The organism is Enterococcus sp. DIV2384, from assembly GCF_050534975.1.
Taxonomy (GTDB): Bacteria; Bacillota; Bacilli; order Lactobacillales; family Enterococcaceae; genus Enterococcus; species Enterococcus faecalis.
Window position 1 is genome coordinate 2,152,637 of the sequence record NZ_CP172905.1, and the last position, 25,488, is coordinate 2,178,124.

25 protein-coding genes are annotated in these 25,488 nt (G+C 37.6%); 8 read left to right on the plus strand and 17 right to left on the minus strand.

Going from position 1 to position 25,488, the window contains the following annotated elements; translation table 11 throughout:
* Positions 1–132 precede the first annotated feature (132 nt).
* Genes IGK54_RS10285 through IGK54_RS10305 form a run of 5 tightly spaced genes read right to left on the minus strand, consistent with a single transcriptional unit; the run spans position 133 to position 4,517 of the window.
* The gene (locus tag IGK54_RS10285) at positions 133–1,206 is read right to left on the minus strand and encodes an ABC transporter substrate-binding protein (protein WP_002359578.1); all 1,074 of its coding nucleotides are present in this window, start codon (positions 1,204–1,206) and stop codon (positions 133–135) included.
* Complete coding sequence (locus IGK54_RS10290) at positions 1,203–2,039, minus strand: ABC transporter permease (RefSeq protein WP_002356512.1); 837 nt, start codon at positions 2,037–2,039, stop codon at positions 1,203–1,205. Before IGK54_RS10290 ends, IGK54_RS10285 begins: the two co-directional genes overlap by 4 nt.
* Positions 2,039–2,845, minus strand: coding sequence for an ABC transporter permease (locus IGK54_RS10295; protein WP_002356510.1), 807 nt, complete (start codon positions 2,843–2,845; stop codon positions 2,039–2,041). The genes IGK54_RS10290 and IGK54_RS10295 overlap by 1 nt, the downstream gene beginning before the upstream one ends.
* 18 nt (positions 2,846–2,863) lie before the next feature.
* Positions 2,864–3,949: an ABC transporter ATP-binding protein gene (locus tag IGK54_RS10300; protein ID WP_002356508.1), complete on the minus strand. Its 1,086-nt coding sequence runs from the start codon at positions 3,947–3,949 to the stop codon at positions 2,864–2,866.
* A gap of 25 nt (positions 3,950–3,974) precedes the next feature.
* Complete coding sequence (locus tag IGK54_RS10305) at positions 3,975–4,517, minus strand: helix-turn-helix domain-containing protein (protein ID WP_002356507.1); 543 nt, start codon at positions 4,515–4,517, stop codon at positions 3,975–3,977.
* A gap of 263 nt (positions 4,518–4,780) precedes the next feature.
* Between IGK54_RS10305 and IGK54_RS10310 the strand changes: the two genes are divergently transcribed.
* Genes IGK54_RS10310 through IGK54_RS10325 form a run of 4 tightly spaced genes read left to right on the plus strand, consistent with a single transcriptional unit; the run spans position 4,781 to position 7,752 of the window.
* Positions 4,781–5,773 (plus strand): YhdH/YhfP family quinone oxidoreductase, encoded by a 993-nt coding sequence (locus IGK54_RS10310; protein WP_002370506.1) that lies wholly within the window; start codon positions 4,781–4,783, stop codon positions 5,771–5,773.
* Between the two features lie 15 nt (positions 5,774–5,788).
* Positions 5,789–6,562 carry a phosphopantothenate--cysteine ligase gene (gene coaB, locus IGK54_RS10315; protein WP_002395493.1) on the plus strand — a complete coding sequence of 258 codons (774 nt, stop codon included), beginning with the start codon at positions 5,789–5,791 and terminating at the stop codon, positions 6,560–6,562.
* Positions 6,559–7,113, plus strand: a complete 555-nt coding sequence (gene coaC, locus IGK54_RS10320) for a phosphopantothenoylcysteine decarboxylase (protein WP_002359573.1) — start codon at positions 6,559–6,561, stop codon at positions 7,111–7,113. The genes coaB and coaC overlap by 4 nt, the downstream gene beginning before the upstream one ends.
* A 3-nt stretch (positions 7,114–7,116) precedes the next feature.
* A complete protein-coding gene (locus IGK54_RS10325) occupies positions 7,117–7,752 on the plus strand; it encodes an ECF transporter S component (RefSeq protein WP_002356501.1) in 636 nt (211 codons plus the stop codon).
* A gap of 55 nt (positions 7,753–7,807) precedes the next feature.
* Here IGK54_RS10325 and IGK54_RS10330 read toward each other — a convergent pair whose 3' ends face one another.
* The gene (locus IGK54_RS10330) at positions 7,808–9,013 is read right to left on the minus strand and encodes an aminoacyltransferase (protein WP_142957640.1); all 1,206 of its coding nucleotides are present in this window, start codon (positions 9,011–9,013) and stop codon (positions 7,808–7,810) included.
* Positions 9,014–9,250: 237 nt separating this feature from the next.
* Positions 9,251–9,757, minus strand: coding sequence for a QueT transporter family protein (locus tag IGK54_RS10335; protein ID WP_002356499.1), 507 nt, complete (start codon positions 9,755–9,757; stop codon positions 9,251–9,253).
* A gap of 262 nt (positions 9,758–10,019) precedes the next feature.
* Between IGK54_RS10335 and IGK54_RS10340 the strand changes: the two genes are divergently transcribed.
* Entirely contained in the window at positions 10,020–10,979 is a 960-nt protein-coding gene (locus IGK54_RS10340) for a diacylglycerol/lipid kinase family protein (protein ID WP_142957641.1), read from the plus strand.
* 66 nt (positions 10,980–11,045) lie between these two features.
* On the opposite strand, the gene recD2 is transcribed toward IGK54_RS10340, so the two are convergent.
* From recD2 to IGK54_RS10360, 4 genes are all read right to left on the minus strand, one after another.
* Complete coding sequence (recD2, locus tag IGK54_RS10345) at positions 11,046–13,655, minus strand: SF1B family DNA helicase RecD2 (RefSeq protein ID WP_430602961.1); 2,610 nt, start codon at positions 13,653–13,655, stop codon at positions 11,046–11,048.
* A gap of 26 nt (positions 13,656–13,681) precedes the next feature.
* Complete coding sequence (locus tag IGK54_RS10350) at positions 13,682–14,326, minus strand: histidine phosphatase family protein (RefSeq protein ID WP_002362550.1); 645 nt, start codon at positions 14,324–14,326, stop codon at positions 13,682–13,684.
* Positions 14,327–14,542: 216 nt separating this feature from the next.
* Positions 14,543–15,049 carry a tRNA (uridine(34)/cytosine(34)/5-carboxymethylaminomethyluridine(34)-2'-O)-methyltransferase TrmL gene (gene trmL / locus IGK54_RS10355; protein WP_002356493.1) on the minus strand — a complete coding sequence of 169 codons (507 nt, stop codon included), beginning with the start codon at positions 15,047–15,049 and terminating at the stop codon, positions 14,543–14,545.
* 311 nt (positions 15,050–15,360) lie between these two features.
* Positions 15,361–16,206: a methyltransferase domain-containing protein gene (locus tag IGK54_RS10360; RefSeq protein WP_002362280.1), complete on the minus strand. Its 846-nt coding sequence runs from the start codon at positions 16,204–16,206 to the stop codon at positions 15,361–15,363.
* Between the two features lie 128 nt (positions 16,207–16,334).
* Between IGK54_RS10360 and cutC the strand changes: the two genes are divergently transcribed.
* Positions 16,335–16,964: a copper homeostasis protein CutC gene (gene cutC / locus IGK54_RS10365; RefSeq protein WP_002359565.1), complete on the plus strand. Its 630-nt coding sequence runs from the start codon at positions 16,335–16,337 to the stop codon at positions 16,962–16,964.
* A 117-nt stretch (positions 16,965–17,081) separates the two neighbouring features.
* On the opposite strand, the gene mgtE is transcribed toward cutC, so the two are convergent.
* The 4 genes from mgtE to IGK54_RS10385 are packed head-to-tail and all read right to left on the minus strand — an operon-like array spanning position 17,082 to position 20,859.
* Positions 17,082–18,443: a magnesium transporter gene (gene mgtE, locus IGK54_RS10370; protein WP_002362548.1), complete on the minus strand. Its 1,362-nt coding sequence runs from the start codon at positions 18,441–18,443 to the stop codon at positions 17,082–17,084.
* 30 nt (positions 18,444–18,473) lie between these two features.
* Positions 18,474–19,367, minus strand: coding sequence for an RluA family pseudouridine synthase (locus IGK54_RS10375; protein WP_002408710.1), 894 nt, complete (start codon positions 19,365–19,367; stop codon positions 18,474–18,476).
* 7 nt (positions 19,368–19,374) lie between these two features.
* Entirely contained in the window at positions 19,375–20,172 is a 798-nt protein-coding gene (locus tag IGK54_RS10380; RefSeq protein WP_002356486.1) for an NAD kinase, read from the minus strand.
* A 12-nt stretch (positions 20,173–20,184) separates the two neighbouring features.
* Positions 20,185–20,859, minus strand: a complete 675-nt coding sequence (locus tag IGK54_RS10385; protein WP_002356484.1) for a GTP pyrophosphokinase — start codon at positions 20,857–20,859, stop codon at positions 20,185–20,187.
* A gap of 196 nt (positions 20,860–21,055) precedes the next feature.
* Here IGK54_RS10385 and IGK54_RS10390 point away from each other — a divergent pair, with 196 nt between their 5' ends.
* Both IGK54_RS10390 and IGK54_RS10395 read left to right on the plus strand, forming a co-directional pair.
* Positions 21,056–21,634, plus strand: a complete 579-nt coding sequence (locus IGK54_RS10390; protein WP_010707215.1) for a CYTH domain-containing protein — start codon at positions 21,056–21,058, stop codon at positions 21,632–21,634.
* Positions 21,635–21,697: 63 nt separating this feature from the next.
* Entirely contained in the window at positions 21,698–22,357 is a 660-nt protein-coding gene (locus tag IGK54_RS10395; protein WP_002356482.1) for a ClpXP adapter SpxH family protein, read from the plus strand.
* Between the two features lie 93 nt (positions 22,358–22,450).
* On the opposite strand, the gene pepF is transcribed toward IGK54_RS10395, so the two are convergent.
* Together pepF and IGK54_RS10405 are read right to left on the minus strand one after the other, a co-directional pair.
* Positions 22,451–24,262, minus strand: a complete 1,812-nt coding sequence (gene pepF / locus IGK54_RS10400) for an oligoendopeptidase F (RefSeq protein WP_430602964.1) — start codon at positions 24,260–24,262, stop codon at positions 22,451–22,453.
* 47 nt (positions 24,263–24,309) lie between these two features.
* Positions 24,310–25,488, minus strand: a complete 1,179-nt coding sequence (locus IGK54_RS10405) for a competence protein CoiA (protein WP_002408706.1) — start codon at positions 25,486–25,488, stop codon at positions 24,310–24,312.

The following is a 25,488-nucleotide window of genomic DNA, read 5'->3' on the forward strand; positions in this document are numbered from 1 at the left end:
ATGCTTTATACAAAGTGTAGCACAGGTTTCTTCGTGCCTCAATTAGAAGCTTGTATGAATAAAAGCCGCCCCTAAAAGTTAGACTAAAAATCTAACTTTTAGGGGCGATTCGAAAGTTACGAAGGTACTTTTTTATTTCCGATACATCTTAAACTCCAAGAACAGATCGTTATAAATTCCTAAGTATTCTTGACCTAAGTCTTGGTAAACTTCTAAATGTTTGATGGTTTCATCATCTGGATAAAATTGTTTATCTTCGGCAACTTCTTTTGGTAATAGCTTTTTAGCTTCTTTATTTGGTGTGGAATAACCAATATATTCTGCGTTTTGTGCTGCATTTTCTGGTCGTAACATAAAGTTCATAAATGCATAGGCACCATCTTTATTTTTGGCTGTCTTAGGCATCACAATGTTATCAAACCAGAGATTAGAGCCTTCACTGGGAATCACATAATGTAGATGTTCATTGTTTTCTAGCATTTCAGCAGCTTCACCAGAGAAAGTTACAGCAACTGCACTTTCTTCATTAGCCATGTACATTTTGATTTCATCGGCAACAATTGCTTTGACATTGTTCGTTAATCGGTTTAACTTATCGGTAGCCTGACGTAATTGTTGGTCGTTTTTACTGTTTAACGAATAGCCTAAACTGTTCAAAGATAATCCTAACACTTCGCGAGCGCCATCAATCAGCATGACATTATTTTTTAATTCCGGGCGCCATAAATCATCCCAATGTTGGATCTGACGACCGTCAATAAATTTATCATTATAAATAATCCCCAACGTGCCCCAGAAGTATGGAACGGAAAACTTATTTTTGGGATCGAAGGATTGATCTAAAAAGCGTGCATCAATGTTTTCTAAGCCTTTTAATTTGCTGTGATCAAGTGGTAAAAGCATCTTCGCTTTCATCATTTTTTGAATCATATATTCAGAAGGAATGGCAATATCATAGGCTGTACCACCTTGCTGAATTTTTGTATACATGGCTTCATTAGAATCAAAGGTTTCGTAATTGACTTTATAGCCTGTTTCTTTTTCAAATTTCTTAATCAAGGCCGGATCTATATAGTCCCCCCAATTGTAAATGGTTAAGGTATCTGCTCCTGCCATGCCACTTGCTTTCTCCAATTGGCGCACGCCAAAAAACAAGATGACAATAATAGCGATAATGCCAATAAAAAGTGACTGTAATTTTTTCATTTTAACTTGGCCACCTCACTTTGTTCCCGACGCATTTTCTTTAAACGTTTTGGCGTATTGTCTTTACTGATAAAGTAATAACCGACAACTAGAATCATTGAGAATAGGAATACTAACGCACTTAAGGCATTGATTTCTAAACTAATTCCCTGACGTGCTCGTGAATAAATTTCAACAGATAATGTTGAAAAACCATTGCCTGTCACAAAGAATGTTACGGCAAAATCGTCCAACGAATAAGTAAAGGCCATAAAGTAGCCAGCAATAATTCCTGGCGCTAAAAAAGGCAAAATAATATTTTTAATCACTTGAACATTATTGGCCCCTAAATCCCGTGCCGCATCTACCATAGAATCGTTCATCTCTTGTAGTTTTGGTAAAACCATTAAAACAACAATTGGAATACTAAAGGCAATATGCGACAATAATACACTTGTAAAACCTAAACTGATAAACCCTACTGCCGTGAAGAAAATTAAGAAACTGGCTCCAATAATAACATCTGGTGAAACGAGTAAAATGTTATTAAAGCTAAGCAACGTGTTCCGGTTTTTACGACGTTTTGTATAATAAATCCCCATCGCACCAAATGTTCCAATGATGGTTGCTATTAAAGCCGATAAGAAAGCTAGCAAAAACGTATTCAGAACAATGGTTAACAAGCGTGTGTCTTCGAAAACGTTCCGATAATTATCTAACGTAAAACCAGTAAACTGATTCATCGTTTGCGTGTCGTTAAACGAATAAAAAATCAAATAAAAGATTGGTGCGTACAGTAGCGCAAAGACAACGAATAAATACACATAAGACCATTTAAACTTTTTCTTTTGCATTATTTGCCACGCCCTTTCTTCTTCTCACCCGTCAGCAACATCACAATAAACATGGCAACAATTAAAATCACACCTATTGTTGAACCCATGCCCCAGTTTTGCGTTACTAAGAAGTGTTCCTCAATAGCCGTTCCCAACGTAATCACCCGATTGCCGCCAATTAAACGCGTTAACATAAAGAGCGAGAGCGAAGGAATAAAGACAGCTTGAACGCCACTTTTCACACCGTTTAGGGAGAGAGGAAAAATGACACGGCGGAACGTTTCCGCACTGCTAGCTCCTAAGTCCCGACTAGCACTAATCAATGAAGGATTCATCTCTTCTAAGGCATTAAAAATCGGCATAATCATAAATGGAATTTCAATATACGTTGCGACAAATAAAAAACTGAAATCTGTAAACAGAATTTGGTGCGTACCCAAACCCATAAAACTCATAAACTGATTGATACTCCCATGAATACTGAAAATCCCAATAAAGGCATAAGCTTTTAATAATAAATTCACCCACGTTGGTAAAATAACGAGCATTAACCATAACTGTTTATGCTTGAGCTTTGTCAAAAAATAAGCCGTAGGATAACTTACCAATAACGTAAAAATGGTAATCAGAAAAGCATACCAAACCGAATTAATGGTCATACTTAAATACGTTCCTGATGTAAAATACGTTTGGTAATTCGCCAAAGTAAACTGTCCATTCATATCGAAAAATGATTGATAAATAATCATTAGCACTGGCGCAATGACGAATAAAAGTAACCACATTACATAGGGAATCGAATAAATTCGACGCATTGTTTTCATTTTATTTTCCCCTTTCGTTTACTCGTCGTAACTTTCTAAACGGGCATCAAAGTCTTCTTCTGATTCATTGAAGCGCATCACGTGAATATCTTCTGGCTCAAAAGAGAGCCCTACTTGAGCGCCTTCTTTGGCTTTTCGAGTGGAATGCACCATCCATTCGTTTCCTTGTTCATCAAAACAAATAATTTCATAATGAACGCCGCGGAATAACTGTGTATCCACAGTTACGGTTAGCTTGCCTTTTTCAAGCGTGGTAATCGTTAAGTCTTCTGGACGTAAAACGACTTCTACAGGTTCATTTTTCCGCATGCCGCCATCGACACATTCAAACTTTTTGCCCACAAATGAAACTAAATTATCTTCCAGCATCACGCCATCCACAATATTACTTTCCCCCACAAAGTCAGCAACAAAGTGATTAATCGGTTCATCATAAATATCGACTGGTGTGCCACTTTGCACGATATGACCTTTATTCATGACAAAAATTTCATCACTCATCGCTAATGCTTCTTCTTGATCATGGGTCACAAAAATAAAAGTAATTCCTAAACGTTGTTGTAAATCACGTAGTTCATATTGCATCGCTGTGCGTAATTTCAAATCTAAAGCGGATAACGGCTCATCTAAAAGCAATACTTTTGGCTCATTGACAATCGCTCGTGCAATTGCGACCCGCTGACGCTGGCCCCCAGACATTTCACTAATTTCACGTGTTTCGTAGCCGGGTAATTGAACCAAACGTAATGCCTCTTTCACTTTTTTTTCAATTTCTGCTTTGGATAGTTTTTTGATTTTTAAACCAAACGCAACATTATCAAAAACATTCATGTGAGGAAACAAAGCATAATCCTGAAACACGGTATTGACTTGGCGTTTATTGGCAGGTACATCATTTATTCTTTTACCATCAAAATAAACATCGCCAGAAGTCACGTCATTGAATCCCGCAATAATACGCAAAATCGTTGTTTTGCCACATCCTGAAGGTCCTAATAACGTATAAAATTTTCCTTCTTCAATTTCAAAGCTGACATTTTTTAATACTGGTTCATCGTCAAATTGTTTGACAACATTTTCAAATGAAATCACATGGTTTCTCACTGGATAAACTCCTCCATTTCGTCCTTTATAAATACGATTCTGTCGCCACAATTAACGCACGACTTTTTCCTCGACCATTGTTGCTAATTTGGTGAGGTTCTGTTGCTTGGTAATACATGGTTTGACCTTTTTTAGCAATATACGTGGCTTCCCCTAATGTCAAACGAATGGAGCCATCAATCACATAAATAAATGTTTCTGATAGAGAAGGTTCAAACGTTTTATATTCGCCATTTTTATCAAAAGTAATAATGACAGGTTCCATTTCTTTTTCATTTGAGGCTGGAATTAACCATTTTAGTTCATAGCCATGTTCTTCATCATAATAGAGGGTACTTTCTTCTTCATTGTAGACAATTTTCTGTTCAAGCGGTTGCTGACTAAAAAACTGCTCTGGCGTCACGCCTAGTACTTCTAAAATTGAGAAAAATGTTTCCATTGATGGTGAGCTTAAATCCCGCTCCAATTGGGAAATATAGCCTTTGGATAAATCCGTTCTTTCACCTAATTCTTCTTGTGTTAAATTTTTCTGAATGCGTAAATTTCTCAACTTCTCACCAATTTCCATGGCACACCTCGTTTCTATTTTCAGCTAATCTTTTCAACAAAAGTTTTGTAATACTAAACTTACAGTTTAGTTTTACCTTTTTTAGTATACGAACTTTTTGAAAAATTTCAACCATTTTTCTTTATTTTTCTAGTCTAATTGTCACACAATCTTTCTTTTCTGTATAACTTACTGTTTATAAGAAGAAAAATGATACGAAAAAATCAGAATATGATAAAATAAGACGAGTTGCTTTTTTACATAATTGGAAGGAGAGTTTTTATATGAATTCATTTCAAGCATTTACGTTAAGAGAACAAGATACATCTGTTATTGGTCAACTAGAAACCATTACTTTAGACGATTTATCAGAAGGCACTGTAGTAATCAAAGCAGCCTACTCCTCAGTTAACTTTAAAGACTCTTTAGCTTCAAAAAAAGACGGCGGTGTGATTCGCAATTATCCAATGATTCCAGGAATTGATGTCAGTGGCACTGTTGTCACATCGGAAGATCCTCGTTTCAAAGAAGGCGATAAAGTGATCGTAACAGGCTATCAATTAGGGGTTAGTCATACTGGTGGTTATTCTGAATATGTGCGTGTTCCTGGCGATTGGGTAGTTCCACTTCCTGAAAAAATGAGTCTCAAAGAAGCAATGATTTTCGGAACTGCTGGCTTTACGGCCGGATTATCTGTCACAGCTTTAGAAGACGATGGCTTACGAGACGACAAAGAAGCCCCCATTATTGTAACTGGTGCGACAGGCGGTGTTGCGACATTGTCTATTGCGATGTTGCATCAATTAGGCTACACTTCAATCACTGCATTAACTAGAAAGCCAGATTCTTTTGGGCTTTTAAAAGAGTTAGGTGTTAGTGAATGCTTATTAGTAGAAGATTTCTTAGCAACTCCTGTTAAAGCATTGATGAAACAGCGTTTTGCTTTTGCAATTGATACCACTGGTGGGGAAATTACTTCTGCTGTTTTACCACAACTTCGTTATGATGGCCGTTCAGCCATTTGTGGCCGCGCTGCTGGAATTACATTAGAGACAACCGTTTTACCCTTTATTTTACGGGGCGTTCATTTATTGGGCATTGATTCGGTTAATGTTGGTATGGACAAACGAAAAATAGTCTGGCAACGTCTTGCCACTGATTTAGACATCACTGAAAAAGCTGTGTATCAAGAGATTACTTTAGAAGAACTTCCCCCTGTTTTTGAAGCATTACAAGCAGGCCAACATATTGGACGGACCATTGTCCGAATTTCTTAAGGAGGCGTTTTGATTATGGATGTTTTAGTTACTGCTGGTGGAACGTCAGAACCGATTGATAATGTTCGTTCGATTACCAATCATTCTTCTGGCGGACTAGGAAAAGCAATTGCTGAAAGTTTTTTAGCTGCTGGACACACCGTAACCTACGTAACAACCAAACATGCATTACGTCCAACCCAACAATTGGACTTATCAATTAAAGAAATAGAAACAACGGTTGAATTAGCCACTACGTTAGAACAACTCTTTGCTGAAAAGCAATTTGATGCGATTGTTCACGCAATGGCAGTCAGTGATTTTACGACGGAAACCGCGCAAACGGAAGAACAATTTATTGATTCTTTTGCTCAACAATTAAGCGAACAAACATTGCCAAAGACCAAAGAAGCCTTGGTAACTATCGTTCAAAACACATTGAATCAGATTGCTGATATTCCTCAAACAGCAACAAAAATTTCATCTGATACGGACCGATTATTAATTTTTCTAAAGAAAAATCCTAAAGTCATCCAAATGATTCGTGACAAGCAACCCCAAACTGTTTTAGTGGGCTTTAAATTACTTGTCGACGTTGCACAAGCAGAACTTGTCCAGGTTGCACAAGCCGCTTTGGTTAAAAATCGGTGTGACTTTGTCTTAGCCAATGACTTGATGAACGTTCATGAAACAGAACACGAAGGATTATTAATTAACGAAACGGGCATTGTCCAAGAAGCTTGTTCAAAACAAGGGATTGGTTCAATGATCGTTAAAAATGTTGAAAAGAAATGGAGAGAACAACAATGAAAACTATTTTATTAGGCGTCTCTGGCAGCATTTCTGCATATAAAGCAGCAGATATTACAAGTCAACTAGCTAAGCTTGGCTACAATGTGGAAATTTTAATGACTAAAAGTAGCACGGCGTTCATCACTCCGCTGACGTTACAATCACTTTCTAAGAATCCAGTGCATACGGATGTCATGATGGAAATTGATCCCAGTAAAATTAATCACATTGAGTTAGCTAAAAAAGCGGATTTATTTTTAGTAGCACCTGCTTCGGCCAATACAATTGGGAAATTAGCCCATGGGATTGCCGACGACTTATTATCAACAGTTGCTTTGGCACTTTATCCTGAAACACCAAAAATTATTGCGCCCGCGATGAATACGTATATGTACCAAAACCCCATTGTCCAACGAAATATTGGCATTTTAAAAGAAGTCGGCTATCAAGAAATAATCCCACGTGAAGCTCTATTAGCTTGTGGCGATTATGGTCGTGGCGCACTTGCCACTGTTGAAGATATCCTTCAAACAGTGATGAAAATTTTAGCATCTGATAACAAGGAGTAATTTATGAATAACACGAAAAAATTTACGTTAACAGCAATGTTCTTAGCTATCTTACTTTTACTGGCTTTAACCCCACTAGGATTTATCACATTAGGTCCTTTAAATTCGACCACGATGCATATTCCTGTAATTATTGGTTCCATTGTTTTAGGACCAAAAATCGGTAGTATGTTGGGCGGCACGTTTGGGATCATTAGCTTAATTAAAAATACGACAGCACCAACACCTTTGTCGTTTGTTTTTTCTCCATTTATTCCCGTGATCGGTACCGATCACGGTAGTTGGAAGGCTCTTTTAATTGTGCTCATTCCGCGGATTTTAATTGGGGTCGTTCCTTATTTCGCTTACAAATGGCTAAATAAATTAACGAAGGAAAAAGCGCAACCTGTCTCCTTATTTGTGGCTGGTGTTTTAGGCTCAGCAACGAATACCATTTTAGTCATGAACATGATTTATTTTCTTTTTAATTCAGCTTATGCTGAAATTATTGGTAAAGCTGGAACCGCTGTTTACCTAGCTATTATTGCGACGATTTTCAGTTCTGGTGTGCCAGAAGCTCTTGTTGCTGGTGTAGCTGCTTCAGCAATTGCTAGCGTTTTGCTTCGCTTAATGAAACGGAATGCAACGCAAAAACTATAGAAAAAAACACAGGGACTAAAAATCAAGTTTGATTTTTAGTCCCTGTGTTTTTTATTTATTTTTTTTGTTTTCGTAATTTATAGGCATATTCACTGGCTTTAAATAATAATTTATTAACCGGTAAATCGAATTCCCCAATAAATTCATTAATCGTTGGGTTGAAGTTCGCTTTAAACTTAATTAAGCCGTCATTTAAACTACCTTCTAAGCCGCCCATATTACAGCTTTCGCAGCCACGGTTAAAACATTCTTGAATGGCATCTCGCCAAGTCACATAAGTTGGCATGTAGCGTTTATAACGATCATCTAAGCCAGCATAAAGGATTTCACTTGTTGGACCAAATGTCACAGCCAAAGCGCCAGCAACCGTGACGATTTCACCAGCTTCTGCGATATTTTCTTCTAATTCTTTTAGTTCCCGAGTCAAGGAAGTATCTAATTCTTCTAAATTATGGCGCTTTTTCACTTGATTTTCTTTCAAATTACTCAAGTCTTTTTGATTTTTGTCATAGCGTTGTTGCGTGCTATCTAAGCGTTCCTTTAAATTGACTTGCGCCAACATAATAAAGGAGTCTTCTGGGTAAATGTTCAACAGCTTCTTAAAGTAATCACTATTCCGCAAAGAAATATGTTGGCGTTCCATGGTTGATTGAATGACTTTTTCAAATTCATCAACAAAGTCAACATGCCCTTGCTGCACAACGACCCCTTTTTTTTCAGCTGTTTTAATCATTTTCTTGGTACTTTTTGACAATTGTTCCTCACTAAAATCTTCACGATAAATATTCGCTTGGAAGCGAGGCTGGATGGTGGCCCCCATATCCATTGTCAGTCCTTGATATTTGGCCCCTGCTTTTTTCAAGGTCTCAACAATAGCTGTCGCTTCAGCATGCGGTTGATGTTCCTCTCCCAAATGGAAATCTTGATAGTGAACCGCTGGATCCATTTTTATAAATAAAGCTCGTTTTTTCTTGCCAAATTTTTTCAATTCAGCCATAAAGTAGCTGACCAAACGTTCATTTGTATAGTCCATTACTGGACCTCTTGGTGTATATAACATCGTAAAACCGGCTGGTAATGGTTTGATTAAAACTAAACTTGATGCGACTAATGTATCCTTTTCATAAACCCCAACAATTTCAGAACCCCAGTTATCCTTGACTTTTGCCCATGAAGATGACTGTAGTAAATTACATAATGGGTGATTTTTAACAAATGTATCGTGTACTTCTGCCGGAATACCGATTTTAAATGTGTACATGTTCAAACTCCTCTGCTGTGACTTTCCAATAGTCCGTTTATCTTACACTATCATAGTGTATTCCAACAGACTAGTAAAGTTTTACATGAAAATTTTTAGAAAAAATGTAGATCTTATTCTTTATGTAAAAAAGACGAGGTAGAAACAGTTCATTCTATCACTTAGTTCACTAATCGCAACGACACTTTTCTTCACTGCCATTCAAAGGATGAATCATTTCTATCCACATCTTTTCAATTAAATACGTGTTTCAAATTTTAATGACTTGTTGATAAAGTACATGATTGGTGCTGAAATCGTCATAATAATCGCTTCACTTAATGCTAACCAACCATAAGTTGTCCAAAATGCTTGACCGCCACTTGGTACTAGCATAAAGGCAATAAAAAACATACTTACAGTGAAAAATAGACTATTTAGACACATTCTAACAGGAATACTTGGTACCTTTTTTTGTAAAAAAGCTGTTAAGCTCAACGCAAATAATGTTTGCGCTCCACCAAACAGAGCATCCATTACACCGAAACCAAAAAATAAGTTAAAAAAGATAACGCCGCCTAAAACACCCCACATCAATTTGCGATTGAAAACGACTAGGTGATTCAAACTTTCTGAAATTCTAAATTGAATCATACCAGAAGAAACTGGCCGAACCAATAAAGAGAGGACAATATATAAGCCCATAATGATACCATTGGCTAAGACTGTTCTTAGCTTTCGATTGGCTTGAAACGAATTTTGCATACTTTTTCCTTCTTTCTCCGAGTTTTTTTACAAGGGATGGTTGATGAACCTTGGTTACAATTGCAACAGTTCACATTCTAATATGGAAAGTCAAAATAGTCAATGAAAGCCCTGTTTTACTTTGCACTTATTTGCAGGTTTCACCTCTCGTGCATTGTTTCGTGCCTTTTTCTAGTCATTTTTTACTTTTTTAAGCAATCTTTATTCGCAGAAGTTCCTCCCTCTGGTATAATGGACAATAGCGATTCAAAGGAGGAGCTCAATGAACATTCACTACTATCTTATTATCAACGAGCAGGCAAGTAGCGGCAATGGCCGAAAAGTCGCTAGAAAAGTGATTCTACAACTCAAGCAACAAGAACTTAAATATACGGCTCTTTACACTGATTACGCTGGACATGAAAAAGAATTGACGAAGGAACTTGCAGAAACAACTTTACTTCCTTGGTCTGAAGACTTAGACGTTTCAACTTTTCCAATCCTAGTCGTGCTAGGCGGCGATGGCACACTACATAATGTCATTAATTCATTACTTCCATATGATTCAGCTATTCCTTTAAGCTATATTCCATGCGGCTCTGGAAATGATTTTGCACGAGGGGTGGGATTATCAAGAAATATTGATAAAGCATTGCATCAAATCCTGCGCACCAGACGACCAAAGGAAATTCAAACAATTCATTATGTAGAAGCCAACCAAGAAGAAATCGGCTTAGCCACCAATAATGTTGGCTTAGGGTTAGATGCGGCAATCGTGGAAAAAACCAACGAATCGTCATCAAAAAAAGCCTTAAATAAATTTAAGCTTGGCTCGCTTTCCTATATTTCTTCAATCATTCATGTCTTTTTTAAACAAAAAGGCTTTCCAATTTTAGTTGAAATGAATGGTAAACAATACACATTTAATCGTGCTTTCCTATGTACGGTCACAAATCATCCTTATTTTGGTGGGGGCGTATCAATTATGCCGACGGCCAATCCTCGCAAAGCAGTCGTGGACTTAGTTGTCGTGGAACGAATCAATATTTTTAAAATTTTGTGGCTTATTTTCCTATTGCTTCGCCAAAAACAAGGGAAATCTAAGCATTTTCATCATTTTCAATCAAGCAAAATTCGAATTGTTTCGACGATTCCACAAACCATTCACGCAGATGGCGAGATTTTAGGCAAACGAAGTATTGATATGGTTTATACCACACAAAAACGTTTGTTTTGGTTTTAACTGAGTCCCTTAAGGTTGAAAAAGAGTGCCATAAGTCAAAACGACTTATGGCACTCTTTCCTTTTCTCACAGAAATTGATAAGGCGTCGTATCCTTCATTCCAATCATTGGATCAACAGCATTTGTTTGAATAATTTCGACTGTTAGTCGTGGTTCTTTTGGTAATGATTCTTCGACAACTTTTGTCGCTTTCTTTGCTGTTTCTGGGGTTGACTCTTCCCCTTCATCAGCAAATAGTGAAACTTCTTGTACCGTTGTTTCAACTAATTGCTCGTCTGTTTCTTTTATCTGATCGGCTTTCGTTGATTGCTGTTCAGTTTCATAAGAGACAGCTTTTGTTTCCTTTTCAGTAAATGGATGGTCTGCCGTTAAACCTTCTTCATAGGCTTCTAACTGAGTTCTAGTCGTTAAGGTCATTTGTTCTGCGTTCACGATTCGTTCTTTTAGCATCGTCATGCGACTAGCCGATTCGTTTTTGACACATGTTTCAAAAGCAGAAACCTCACCTAATAGAATTAATAATTCTTTACTACGTGTCACTGCTGTATACAGCAAATTTCGTTGCAGCATTCGGCTATACTGATGAACCATTGGCAGTAACACCATGCGGAATTCACTACCTTGCGCTTTATGAATCGAACAACAATACGATAGCGTAATTTTATTCCATTCATTTCTTTTATACGTTACTTCATTATTATCAAACTGTAAAACCAACTCGTCCACTTTGTCCTCTGAGTCTTTGGCTAAAGTAATTCCGACGATTTCTCCCATATCTCCATTGAACACATTTAATTCTGGCGTATTGACTAGTTGCAAAACTTTGTCCCCAATCCGATAGACGGTGTCATTCCACTTGACTTCTTTTTTCTTCCCCTCATTTGGATTGAAGATTTCTTGCATCATCTTATTCAAGGCATCAATGCCAGCTGCGCCACGATACATTGGCGCTAAAACTTGGATATCTTGTGGCGTAAACCCTTTTGCTTTTGCCTTTGTGACGATTTGTCGAATGTATTCTTCGATATGACCAATATCACTTGCAAAGAACGAGCGATCCTTTTGATTTTTTTGAAAATCAGCAGGCAACTTTCCTTCTTTAATTTCATGGGCAAGAGGAATAATACTTGAACCGTCTCCTTGACGATAAATTTCGTTTAGCTCACATTTGGGAATTTCGTTAATTTGCAATAAGTCATGTAAGACTTGACCTGGACCGACAGACGGTAGCTGATCCTTATCACCAACAAAAATCACTTGCATGTTTGTCGGAATAGCTTTTAATAACGTATTGGCTAACCAAGTATCCACCATGGACATTTCATCTACAATTAGCAAACCACCTTCTAATTCTTTGGCGGTTAAACTCGGATTTTTTTCACGACCTGTCAAGCCTAACAAACGATGGATGGTACTTGCAGGTAAACCTGTCGTTTCGTTCATACGTTTCGCTGCTCGCCCAGTTGGCGCCGCTAGCAAGATTGGAAACATCTCCTGCGTATAGTCTTTGAGATCTAATGAAAGACCATTTAGTTCCGCAAACAACGAGACAATCCCATTAATAACAGTTGTTTTCCCTGTGCCGGGCCCTCCAGTTAAAATAAATAACGGTGATTTAATCGCTTCTTCAATCGCTGCTTGTTGCGAGTCGCCATACTGAATATTTAAACGTTTCTCAATCATTCGGATATTTTTTTGGACTTCTTCTTCCTCATAATGAATTTCTTTTTTACGAGAAAGTAAACGTTGAATCGAAGTACCAATGCCCCATTCAGAAAAATAGAGACTGTTCTCAAAAAGTTTAGTCTCTTCTTGTTGGATTTTTCCATGTTCGACTAACGTAATGATTTCATTGGCCACTTGATCAGGTGAGATTTCCACTGGGCGACTTGCTTCCAAGGTCCGAATCGCTTCTTCTAACAAAACATCTGCTTGAACATACGTATTGCCTGAACGAATAGAGTGTTCAAACACTTCATGTAAAATCGCCGCTCGAATTCGAACAGCAGAATCCGCCTGAATGCCGATTTGTTCAGCAATATTGTCCGCTCGTTTAAATCCGACTCCCTCAATATCTTCAACTAACTGATAGGGATTTTCTTGAATCACAGAAAGGGTTTCTTCTTGATAGGTTTGATAAATTGAAAAAGCTAACTGACTACCAAAGCCGTATCGATTTAGTCCCACAATCACTTGCTCCATCCCGTGATTCAAGCGAATTGTTTCGACGATTACTTGACGTTTTTTTTCATTTAAAACAGTAACTTCTTCCAAAACACTAGGATCATCAATAATTCGGTCAATCGCACTTTCCCCTAATACTTCAACAATTTTTTCAGCGGTTCGTTTACCAATGCCAGGAAATTTGTCACTTGATAAATAGTTAACCACCCCACTAGCCGAAGTCGGTCTTTCTTGCTGATAACTATCCACCTGAAACTGTCTGCCATAACGAGGATGGTCCACAAAATGACCAAAGAAACGATAGGGTTCCTCTTCTTGAACTTGGCCAAAACTTCCAGTTACTACAATTTCTTTTTCTAAATAATCTGTATTTGTATCGGTCACATTTACAAGAACGACTTTATAAAAATTACTGGGATTTTCAAAAAAGATTGCTTGTACAGTTCCAACAATAAAGGCTTTTTCTTCGTCCTCACCAAAAAGTGTTACCACTACAAGCCCTCCTTTCTGTTGTGTGCTTATTGTGCTTTTTCTTTAGCTAAAAAAGACGTATCATTCCATAACGTTAAGTCGTACGGCATGTTCCTTGATGCCTCTTTGGTTTCAAGGATTGAGAGGCTATTGTTTAACAGCCCGCCCATTGTCCGTAATTCTGATAATGGTTTACCAGCCATCGCTTGGATTGCCGCCGTCAGCGCTGCTCCGTGTCCGACAAATAGAACTGGACCTTCGTGCTGTTTCGCCGCTTCAGCAACTGTTTCTGAAATCCGTTGAATCGCTTGCTCGATTGGTTCACCATCAAAAATTGTTGGATCATACAAATCTAAACGATGCCGTAAATGATCTAATTCTTCTCCATAAAAATTACGCATTTCTTCAATATATTGTCCTTCTAGACGACCTAAACCTAATTCTTTTAAGGTATCTGTATAAACAATTTCAACTGGATGAGTCAATTCTTGTTGAATTCCCCGCGCAGTATTTTTGGCACGTAATAGCGGACTAGAATAAATTTTTTCAAACGGAATATCTTGTAAATATTGGCCTAATTGTTTAATTTCGTCATAACTAGTTGGTAATAACGGCGAATCTCCTGTCATTCCTTGAAATCGTTTCTGTTGATTCCATTCAGTTTTTCCATGTCGTGTAAAATATAATTTCATGTAACTTCTCCAAACTTCTTTATCTCTTCATATGTCTTTCTAGTTTATCACTTCCCTGCGAAAATATCCATGGAAGTTTCTAGTAATCCAAGCAAAATAAGCCTAGAACAAAAATCTAAATTGTTTTTTGTTCTAGGCTTGGAAATTGGGCAACAGTAAAAATAAAACCACTTTCTTCTGACATTTTTGAAAAAAGCGCTGCTGTTTTAACTTTTTTTAATCCAATTTATCATTTTCATAATGATGCGTCAGTTCTAAGTTCGGAAAATTTTGCTGACGTAAGGCTTCATAAACAATTAGTGCGGCAGTGTTAGAAAGATTCAATGAGCGCACATGTTCATCGTTCATAGGAATTCGGATACACTTTTCTTCGTTTTCTCGCATAAACGTTTCTGGTAAGCCCGTTGTTTCTTTTCCAAAAAGGAAATAATGGTCTTCGCCATCATTATAATTGACCTCACTGTATGTTTGGTGAGCAAATTTGGTTACTAAATGCAAGTGTTTGCCTGCCACATGGGCTAAAAAGGCAGCCAAATCTTTATGATACGTAATATTTACATCATTCCAATAATCTAATCCGGCACGTTTTAAGTGTTTATCATCTGTTGAAAATCCTAAAGGTTCAATTAAATGCAACGGTGTATTCGTCGCTGCACATGTCCGTGCAATATTTCCAGTATTTGCTGGAATTTGTGGTTCAAATAAAACAATATGGTTCGTCAACTATCTTCAGCTCCTCAAATATCAATCGTGTTCATTTTAGCATAAATTCAAAATAAATAGCGCCCACAATACTTATTTTCAAAAAAAACCGCATGACGCGATGATGTCAAGCGGCAGCTATTTTAACCAATAAAAAAAACGTACCGTCTCGGTGTCTAGCACGGCGAGTCGTTACGTTAGTGAAGGTCTCTTCACTAACTTTTATCAGAACAGGACCCTGATAAAAACCAATGAAAAAACAACTTGTAAGTAATATAACACCAATGTCACTTTATTGCAAGACTTTTTTAGGATTTTCTTCACAAAAAAGTCTATCTTTTACGACCTACTAACAAGCGGACGTCAATCGTGATTTTTTCCAATGGTCGCTGTTGTAGCTCGGCTTTAACTTCTTGAGAAACTTGCCACTCTAATGGCGACATTTCTAATAAATCCAACCGTCTTTCCTCGGGAATGTCAAAGCAATAAGTTATTCGTTCATCTACTTCCACTGCTAATTCCTCGGCAAAACGTTGGACTACTTTTTGATTGGAATAACTTTGTTTCTTTTCGTCATTGGGATAAAAAGCCGCTCGTAATTCCTTTAAATAATTCTCTTCAGGAATAATTTTAATCACAGTCCCGTCAGCTTTTAATACTCGCCGAAATTCTTGATAATGTGAAGGAGAAAAAATATTCAAAATCGTATCAAGCCCTTCATTCGCAAATGGCAAATTCGTTAAATCCGCCACACACCAAAACGCATCAATTGGCTGATTACTTGCTAAATAGATTCCTTCCTTTGATAAATCAAACCCGATTTTCAGTCCAGATAAGCCTGCTTGACTTAACTCAGCAAGAAAACTCCCTTCACCACAACCAACATCGACTACTGTTTTATTTTGAGGAAGATAGTGCATAATTTTGTTTAAAACAGGCGCGTACATGCCACTTTGAATCATTTTTCCTCGAGAAGTAAACATTTTTTTATTATATTCTGTCTGTACGCCATGATTTAGAAAGTATAGCGTGCCTTTCTTGGATAAATCAAATTGATGTCTCTGTTGACAAATCAGACCAACCCCTTCTACATGCATTGGTTCATGACAAGTTGGACAGCGAAATACGGCTGCTTCTTTTTTCAATAATTGTTGTGCTCGTTCAATTTTCTTTAACATTTAAAACTCCTTACGTTCATCAAATGAACATTTTCTCTTATAAAAAGTTGCACTCTTTTTTCAGGGCTATGGTAGTAAGCAGAATTATGGTACAATGCCTGTGAAGAAAAAGCAAGGAGCGATAAGAAATGATTAAAGAATTCTGTGCCGAAAATTTCACTAAGATTCCCCAAGCCATTCAAAAAGGTGCGAATCGCATCGAATTATGCGATAACTTAGCCGTAGGTGGAACGACGCCAAGTACTGGTGTTATAGAAGAAGTCTTAGCATACGCTGGCGAACATTCTGTACCAGTGATGACAATCATTCGTCCTCGTGGCGGCAATTTTGTCTATAATGATATTGAATTAAAAATTATGCATACCGATTTAATCGAAGCAAAGAAATTAGGAACCGACGGCATTGTTATTGGCTGTTTAACTGAGGACGGTTGGTTAGATGAAGAAGCTTTGGACTTATTCATTGAAACAGCTGAAGGCTTGCAAATCACTTTCCATATGGCTTTTGATGCCTTGTCGAAAGAAAACCAATTTAAGGCGATCGACTGGTTAGCTGAGCGTGGTGTGACGCGTATTTTAACTCATGGCGGGCCAGCTGGTACCCCTATCGAAGACAACTTTGATCATTTAAAAGAATTAATTGCCTACGCAGATCAACGGATTCTTATTTTACCAGGTGGCGGTATTTCCACAGAAAACGTTCAAACTGTGATGGACACTTTAAAAGTCACAGAAGTCCATGGCACAAAAATTGTTTAATTTCTTGTATCTAAAAAAGTGAGGTAGCCGTCGTATTAACGGCTATCTCACTTTTTTGATTTTAAGCAAACCAACGAAACCTTTTACCTCAGTCTCATGATAAATAAGTGCAATTTTTTAAACAAAATAACGCATAAACATGCTGGCAATATTGAAATAAATTAATACACTGGTTAAATCACTTAAGGTAGTAATAAACGGGCCACTGGCAACTGCGGGATCAAACCCTAATTTATCCATTAACATTGGGATTAAACTCCCTGCTAAATTCGCCACAGTAATTGCACAGAGCATTGCCATCCCAATCACAAATCCAAGCGGAAGATTATGTTGCCACACGCCAACCACAATCATAATGGTTAAACCTGTCACAGCCCCCGTCACTAGTCCCGTGAGCACTTCACTTAAGATTAAGCGACCAAAATTACTATCCTTTTCATCTTTCATAGCCAAACGGCGTACCGCGACCGCCAATGATTGTGTCCCGGCATTGCCGGCTGTTCCGGTAATTAAAGAAATAAAAACGGCTAAAATACTCGCTTCGCTAACTAACGACTCATAATTACTGATTAACGAGGCCGTAGACATCCCTAAAAACAGCAGCGTAATTAACCAAGGTAATCGTTTAGAAGCGGCTTTTAAAGGGTTCTCACTAACTTCTTCAACGTCGACCCCGGCTAAACCAGAGTAGTCGCTAGCGGCCTCATCATCGATAACATCAATAATATCATCAACTGTTACAATCCCCAACAAATGATCATCATAATCTGTAACTGGCACAGCTAAGAAGTCATAGTCACGAATTGTTTGCGCGACATCTTCTTGGTCATCGCCAACATGAACTGAAATAACCCGTTCATTCAAAATATCAGCAATCAAGGTATCATCATCATTAACAATTAAATCCCGCAACGAAATAACGCCGACTAAATGATTTTCTTGGTCGACTACGTAAACGTAATAGATTGTTTCCGCCATGTCCGCTTGATTCTTTAAGACGTACATCGCAGAACGCACTGTTTGATTCGCCACAATCGAAACAAATTCGGTGGTCATAATCGCCCCAGCAGTTTCATCTTCGTAATGAAGTAACTCTTTAATTTCGCCTGCTTCTTCACTACTTAACAAACTAAGATATTTCGCCTTTTGACTTTTATCTAACATATTTAGTAAATCCACCGCATTATCGGTATACATCTCAGCTAACATATCTGCTGCATAACTTGGGCGCATTTCAGCTAAATAATCTTTCATATTCTCATTATCTTCTTCGATAACATCAAACATATCCGCTAGTTCTTTCGGAGATAGGTAATTGTATAAATGTTGTCGGTCTTTTTCATCTAACGATTGGTAAAATTGTCCTTGTTCATAAATGTGTAACGCTAAAAATAGCTCACGAAATTCGTTCATTTGTTGATTTTTTAGCGTTTCTAAAAGAAGGGCAAATTGCTCTTCCATTTCTTGGCCTTCATTCATCTTACACTTTCCCCTCCTGCCTCTTTATTATTATAACGTATCATCTACACTTTTCATATCCTCCGCTAGTGGGGAAATCAGATGAACCGTTTCTTTGGTAAAAGGATGAGTAAAAATTAGTTCCATGCAATGCAACGCTTGCCGCTCAATTCCTTGATCCATCTCTCCATGATACATCTCATCCCCTAACAATGAACAGCCAATTGCTTCAAAATGTACCCGAATTTGGTGTGTTCGTCCTGTATGGAGCTGAATGCGCACAGCTGCTGCTTTGGCTCCTCTTTTTGCGAGCCAATATTCTGTGCTAGCAAATTGACCTGTTTCGATAACTTGGCGTTTTAATAAAGAGGACAAGTCGCGCCCAATTGGCTTTTCAATCAATTGATGCTCGTTTAACTGCTCAATCGCACCACCAACAAGGGCATAATAAATTTTTGTCACCTTTTTTTCTCGTAATTCTTGGTCAATTAAAGCATGAGCAAAGCCGTGTTTCGCAAATAACATCAGCCCAGAAGTATCTCGATCTAAACGAGTCACGACATGAATAACTTGATTCACGTAATTTTGACGCTTGTAATAGCCCTTAACACGATTCGCCATCGTTCCTGAAGGATGATACTGAGCAGGTATCGAGGCAATGCCAGCGGGCTTATTAACTACTAAAAAATGATCATCTTCAAACACAATTTCAATCGGTTCATCATCTGTTAATAATGTCTCATGTTCCGCTTCATCTGGAATCGTCATTTTAACGACATCGCCAGTTTGTAAAGGATAGATGGCATTTTGAACGGTCCCATTCACTTGAATTTTACCACCCTGAAATTTCACCTTAGCTAATAACCCTTTTGAAACGCCTTGTTCCTTTAAAAAATATTTCACTTGTTGTGTTGTTTCTTTGTCATATGTCCATTGAAATTCCATCGTTTAATTAATCCTCACCAATAAAGGCATCTTTCACTCGATGCCAAAAATGCATGTGCCGATAAGAGGCAAAATGAATCCGTTCGTCTGCAATTCGATAGCAGACAGAAGCGATATTTTCTTGATAAATATCTAATTGGTCCACCGTGACAAAATAATCATCACTTTCCTGTAATTTAATCTCCAGCCACTCCGTATGTGCGATTACAATCGGTGACCCCAATGTTCGAAAGACACGATTGTTTAAGGAGGCGATTTCGGTTAACTGAAACGCATTAATGCTAGGATGCAAAACAGCTCCACCAATACTTTTATTATACGCAGTAGAGCCGGTTGGGGTCGAAATCGACAACCCATCACCACGAAATCGTTCAAACAGTTCGTCTTTAATAAACACATCGCCCACCATCGTCCGGTTTCCTCGTTTAATTGTCGATTCATTTAATGCTAAAAAATGTTTATCTGGTTTCCCATCTCTAAACCGAATCCGCACATCTAATAATGGATAACTCGTACTTTTTTCACGATGAATACACAAACTCTCAACTAGTTCTTTTAATTCATAATCACGCCAATCTGTATAGAAACCCAAGTGTCCGGTATGTACACCTAAGAAACTTACTTCGTTTAACAGATGATTAAATCGATGAAAAGCGGAAAGAAGCGTACCATCTCCGCCGACTGAAATCACAAGTTCAGGTTGACGATTGTCTATTTGAATTTGGTTTTGCTCTAATAGTGTTGTCAGTTGTTTTGTGACTTGTTTCGATTTTTCTTCCGAGTTATGAACAATCGCCACTTTCATAAGCAGACTCCTTTACTGATTTTCTGGTGTTTCGTTTTTAATTTGCTTATAGTATTCGTTTTCTAGCAATCCACGGCCATGAGAGAAATAATGTTGTGCTTCTTGAATTTCTTCACGAATAGATGACATCTCTTCATCTAATAAATAGGCTGCCTCTGCCGCTCGCTGAAGGCGTTCTTTCATTTCTTCAGGAAAGACCCCTTGATATTTATAATTCAAAGAATGTTCAATCGTTGCCCAAAAATTCATGGAGAGTGTCCGAATTTGGATTTCGGCCAAAATAATCTTTTCCCCGGTGACTAATTGTACAGGATATTCCACCACCACATGGTACGAACGATAGCCACTTTCTTTTTTATTTTCAATGTAGTCCCGTTCTTCCACAATTTTTAAGTCTTTACGATTTCTTAAAAGTGCGACTACCTGGTATATGTCTTCCACAAATTGGCACATGATCCGCAAACCAGCAATGTCTTGCATTTCTTCTTCAATCCGATTTAAAGGAATATGCCGAATTGCCGTCTTTGTCAAAATACTATCTACTGGTTTCACACGTCCTGTAACGAATTCAATTGGTATGTGTTTATCTTGCTCCCGAAATTGTTTACGAATACCTCGTAGTTTTACTTTTAATTCGCTGACCGCCTGTTCATATGGCGCTAAAAACAGCTCCCACTCTCGTTCCATGGTAGATCCCTCAATTTCCTTGAATTTCATTCACTGATTATTTTACCACAGTCCTCCCTAAAATAGGGTGTTATTCGCTATTTGATTTCCAAACGCCTTTCATTAGAAAAATTTTTCACAGAGAAGACCACTTTTCTTGACGGAAACCTATATAATATGTGAAAATTGGAGTGATTTAAGAAAGAGAGAGAACCCCATGAGTGAGCACTTAGAAATTGAATTTAAAACATTAGTTAGTCCGCAAGATTTCAAACGATTAAGCGACCATTTTGCTATTCAAAAAACGGACTTTTTTACGCAAACAAATCATTATTTTGATACGGACGATTTTCAATTAAAAGCACAACGAATGGGCTTAAGAATTCGCGTATTAGCAGATCGTGGTGAGTTAACCTTAAAAGTTCCTGCGCCAGAAGGATTATTAGAAATCAATGACCCTTTATCGCTTGAGACGGCGAACCACTTTATCAAAAGGAATCAACTCCCTACTGAGGGGGCTGTGGCGAAGAAATTACAAGAATTAGGTATTGAAATCGCCTCGATCCATTTGATTGGTTCATTAAAAACAGCACGTGCAGAAAAACAAATTCCTCAAGGACTACTTGCGTTAGACGAAAGTTGGTATAACCAACAGCACGATTTTGAATTAGAGTTAGAAGTTACTGAAGCTGAAAGCGGCAAGCAAGCGTTTCAAACATTAATGGCTGATTTGAACATTCCCATTACGCTTGCACCTAACAAGATTCAGCGCATGATGCGGACCACTGCCCCTTAGTATTCGAAGCACTGACGTTCTGGCACCTGTATTTGAAAAAGCATGGCATTGGAGGAAGTATGAATGGTTGAAATTTATTTGTTCGTCAATCCTTTAGGCGGCGTCTGTTTAGAAATTGAAAAAGAAATTATACAATTGTCTGTTAACGACAAGAAGAAAATACAATTGCGCTTTATTCCTTTATTAAACATGAAAACGATCAATGAATTTTTGAGTCGTCAACATATTCCGATTAATGACATTAAACGACGGAATCGAATTTTTGAAGATTTATACTCAGCCGCTCTTGACTATAAAGCAGCACAGTTACAAGGCCGAAAAAAAGGCCGACAATTGTTGATTGGCTTACAAAAAGCAGTAGCTGAAGACGGTCTAGCTTACTCTCCTGAGTTATCAGAAGAACTACTTCTAGCGGCCGGCGGGGATATTGATATGTATCGTAAAGACCGACAATCCGATTTTGTCAAAGAATCTTTCCAAACCGACCAAAAAGTTGCTCGAGAAATGGGGATTAAACAACATCCTACCGCAGTCGTTTACAACTATACTTGCGAGAACGATTTCGGCATTTTAGTCGAAAATTTTGAAAACATGGATGAAATTAAACAACTTTGTCGTGTCCATCCACATAACGAACCGTTGCTGGACCAAGGTGACGCAACCTTTGAATTTAAACGTCGCTCCAATTATCATTTTCCAAATGGACATTTACATTTATTATAAAAAAGATGCTGCGAGAAAAGCGGTTAACTGATTATCTTAAGAGTTAAAAAGTGGGCTATAAGTCATTTCGACTTATAGCCCACTTTTTTTTGTCTATAATTTTTCAACCAAAGCTTCTAATTCCGTTAAACGTTCTTCAAAAACTTTCATTGCATCTTCGATATACGCGGCTTGTGTCATATCCACGCCCGCTTTTTTCATCACTTCAATTGGGAAGTCACTACTTCCTGCTTTCAAGTAGTTAAGGTACTTCTCTAAAGCTCCTTCTTCTCCAGCTAAAATATGTTTAGACAATGCCGAAGCGGCTGAGAAGCCAGTTGCATATTGATAAACATAGTAATTGTAATAAAAATGTGGAATTCTCGCCCATTCGTAACTGATTTCTTCGTCTCTAACTACTTCTGGTCCATAATATTTAGCATTGAGCTCGCCATAATACTCACTCAAATATTCACTCGTTAATGGCGTGCCTTTAGCATCTTCCGTGTGAATAAAATGTTCAAATTCCGCAAATTGCGTTTGACGGAAAATGGTTCCCTTAAAGCCGTCTAAATAGTGATTTAAGACATACGCACGTACTTTAGGATCTGTTTCTGTTTGTAATAAATATTCTGTTAAAATATTTTCATTTGTGGTTGAAGCAATCTCAGCTAAGAAAATTGAATAGTCGCCATAAACATACGGCTGATTATTTCTTGTATAGTAACTATGAACACTATGGCCCATCTCATGAACTAATGTAAATAGTTGATCCAAACTATCATGCCAATTCATTAAAATGTATGGGGCTGTGTCATAAGCTCCTGAAGAATATGCGCCACTTCGTTTTCCTTGATTTTCAATCACATCAATCCAACGACTTGAAAAAGCTTCTTTAACAATAGATAAATAGTCTTCACCTAGTGGTTTTAAAGCCTCAATTGCTTTTTCTTTTGCTTCTTCATAGCTGTAACGAATTGGTGCTTCACCTAGCAAAGGCGCATACAAGTCGTACATGTGTAATTCTTCTACGTTTAATAATTTTTTTCTTAATTTTACATAACGATGTAGCAAAGGTAAATGTTTATTTACTACAGCTACTAATGTTTCGTGAACACTTTCAGGGATATGATTACTTGCTAAAGAGGCTGCTCGAGCAGAATCATAATTTCTAATTTTTGCTTTATAATTATGCGTTTTAACATGTGCACCTAAAGTTGAGGCTAATGTATTTCTAAATTGTTTGTATACTTTGTACAAACCTTTAAATGCTGCTTCACGAACAGATGGATCGACACTTTCCATTAATTGACCATAAACGCCATGAGAAAGTTGAATCGTTTCGCCTTCAGCATTTTGCACAGTTGGAAATTCTAAGTCTGCATTATTTAAAATTGAAAATGTATTACTTGAGGCACCAAAAATTTCACTAGCCCCCGCCAGTAAAGCTTCTTGTTCCATCGATAAAACATGGGGACGTTCATCTAAAATATTTTGAATATAGTGACGATAAACAGCTAATTTGGGCTGCTCTTCAATATATCCCCAGATTTGTTCATCACTTAATGTTAAAACCTCTGGGTCAAACCAAGAAACAGCTTCACTAACTTGTGCATGTAAAGAACTAGCTCTGGCATATAAAGCTTGGTAAGCTGTATTTGTAGTGTCTTGATCATTTTTTAAATGAGAATAGACATATAATGTTTCCACTTTTCGATAGACATCTAAAACGTATTCTAACGCAGCTAGAAAAGCTTCTGCACCATTCCCTAAGGTACCTTTAAATGATTCTGCTTGATTTAGCTCTTCTGTCAACTGATTATACGCAACATCAAAAGCAGCATCATCTTTAAAAATTTTGGTTAAATCCCAAGTCAATGGAGTTGGAACTTCATCACGTGTTGGTAATTGTTTAATTTCGCTCATAGTTTACTCTCCTTTAAGAAACGTTTTACTCATTATACTATCATAATTTAACACGTGTGACTAAAAAAATGTTGTTTTTTCACTTTTTTTAGCCAATGAATGAGCTTTTCAGGATCTTCTCTTAGGAAAATACTAGTTATTAGGTACTTATTGTTTACTTTAATTAACACATAACATTCTTGTAACCATCTCAGTAAGTTATTTCCCACAATTTTAAAAAGCTTTTTTAAGCCAATATTCGGCAGTGGCTGCCAAACAAAGTTCCCTTCTTCCAAAAAAATAGCTTCCAAGATACGCCATAGTTCCTGTTTGGTCACTAAACGCTCTTCTTCGGTTTTTAGTGCTTCCCAAACAAGCATTTTTAAATGAATATCTTCTTCAGAAGAAGGTAATAGCTTCAATCCAGGATAGTAAAACCAAGGAGGTAACTGGAGAATGTGACAACCTTTCGTATATAAAAAGCTTTGTGTTCTAAGCAACTGAGCATTTCTGTAACCAAGTTGTTGCGTCAATTTTTGATAATAATCATGCATCAATTGGCCAGTGTGCCGTCTATCTGGCAGTAAATTTAAATTAGCGGTCGGTAGTTGGATAATTTCTAGTAATTTTTTTTCGTAAAAATCCCATGATTGTTTTCTTCTATAAAATTGTTGACATTGACTCTCTTCAATATGACAAAGTAATTCTATTCGTTCTTGTTTCTTATTGGCCGACCATAAATAAAATCCCAAGGACTCCGAAAAATAAAGAAATTGTTTCGTTAATTGCGTGAGCTTGTCTTTAGGCACTAATCGTTCACCTAAAATCCAAACAACTTGATAGCCATGAGCTTGATAAGTCTCCGTCCGTTCCACCAAACGTTTAATTGGCAATGGACTACATTGAATTTCAATGGCTATCTTCCCAATGAGTAAATCTGGGCGTTGCTTCAAGGTGGGTAAGTATGCCTCAACTTGAAAGGACAGCTTTTCGCGTAAACACTTTTCCGCAAAAAGCTGCTTCAAGCGGAGGTGTTCTTCTGTTTCAGCCTCTGCTTCGTACCAACAACTATTCTTTTTACGATGAGCAAAATGGGGTATTTTAATGGGGCCTGCCTTCAAAATGACCGATTGATGACACATTGGACACACAAAAGCTTGTTCGCTTCGTATCTGTGTTAATTCATCAATCGAGCAATCGATTAAAGAAAATAACTCTTGGTTGTCTGCCGTTAAAGCTGTTAACAT

Bases quoted from the DNA above. Each gene is read 5' to 3' on its own strand.
- IGK54_RS10305 (WP_002356507.1), bottom strand. From the start codon at position 4,517: ATGGAAATTGGTGAGAAGTTGAGAAATTTACGCATTCAGAAAAATTTA.
- IGK54_RS10330 (WP_142957640.1), bottom strand. From the start codon at position 9,013: ATGTACACATTTAAAATCGGTATTCCGGCAGAAGTACACGATACATTT.
- pepF (WP_430602964.1), bottom strand. From the start codon at position 24,262: ATGAGCGAAATTAAACAATTACCAACACGTGATGAAGTTCCAACTCCA.
- mgtE (WP_002362548.1), bottom strand. From the start codon at position 18,443: ATGAATGAAGGCCAAGAAATGGAAGAGCAATTTGCCCTTCTTTTAGAA.
- IGK54_RS10375 (WP_002408710.1), bottom strand. From the start codon at position 19,367: ATGGAATTTCAATGGACATATGACAAAGAAACAACACAACAAGTGAAA.
- IGK54_RS10385 (WP_002356484.1), bottom strand. From the start codon at position 20,859: ATGGAACGAGAGTGGGAGCTGTTTTTAGCGCCATATGAACAGGCGGTC.
- IGK54_RS10290 (WP_002356512.1), bottom strand. From the start codon at position 2,039: ATGCAAAAGAAAAAGTTTAAATGGTCTTATGTGTATTTATTCGTTGTC.
- IGK54_RS10350 (WP_002362550.1), bottom strand. From the start codon at position 14,326: ATGAAATTATATTTTACACGACATGGAAAAACTGAATGGAATCAACAG.
- coaB (WP_002395493.1), top strand. From the start codon at position 5,789: ATGGATGTTTTAGTTACTGCTGGTGGAACGTCAGAACCGATTGATAAT.
- IGK54_RS10335 (WP_002356499.1), bottom strand. From the start codon at position 9,757: ATGCAAAATTCGTTTCAAGCCAATCGAAAGCTAAGAACAGTCTTAGCC.
- IGK54_RS10295 (WP_002356510.1), bottom strand. From the start codon at position 2,845: ATGAAAACAATGCGTCGAATTTATTCGATTCCCTATGTAATGTGGTTA.
- IGK54_RS10390 (WP_010707215.1), top strand. From the start codon at position 21,056: ATGAGTGAGCACTTAGAAATTGAATTTAAAACATTAGTTAGTCCGCAA.
- IGK54_RS10325 (WP_002356501.1), top strand. From the start codon at position 7,117: ATGAATAACACGAAAAAATTTACGTTAACAGCAATGTTCTTAGCTATC.
- IGK54_RS10360 (WP_002362280.1), bottom strand. From the start codon at position 16,206: ATGTTAAAGAAAATTGAACGAGCACAACAATTATTGAAAAAAGAAGCA.
- IGK54_RS10340 (WP_142957641.1), top strand. From the start codon at position 10,020: ATGAACATTCACTACTATCTTATTATCAACGAGCAGGCAAGTAGCGGC.
- IGK54_RS10310 (WP_002370506.1), top strand. From the start codon at position 4,781: ATGAATTCATTTCAAGCATTTACGTTAAGAGAACAAGATACATCTGTT.
- IGK54_RS10285 (WP_002359578.1), bottom strand. From the start codon at position 1,206: ATGAAAAAATTACAGTCACTTTTTATTGGCATTATCGCTATTATTGTC.
- IGK54_RS10395 (WP_002356482.1), top strand. From the start codon at position 21,698: ATGGTTGAAATTTATTTGTTCGTCAATCCTTTAGGCGGCGTCTGTTTA.
- IGK54_RS10405 (WP_002408706.1), bottom strand. From the start codon at position 25,488: ATGTTAACAGCTTTAACGGCAGACAACCAAGAGTTATTTTCTTTAATC.
- coaC (WP_002359573.1), top strand. From the start codon at position 6,559: ATGAAAACTATTTTATTAGGCGTCTCTGGCAGCATTTCTGCATATAAA.
- IGK54_RS10380 (WP_002356486.1), bottom strand. From the start codon at position 20,172: ATGAAAGTGGCGATTGTTCATAACTCGGAAGAAAAATCGAAACAAGTC.
- cutC (WP_002359565.1), top strand. From the start codon at position 16,335: ATGATTAAAGAATTCTGTGCCGAAAATTTCACTAAGATTCCCCAAGCC.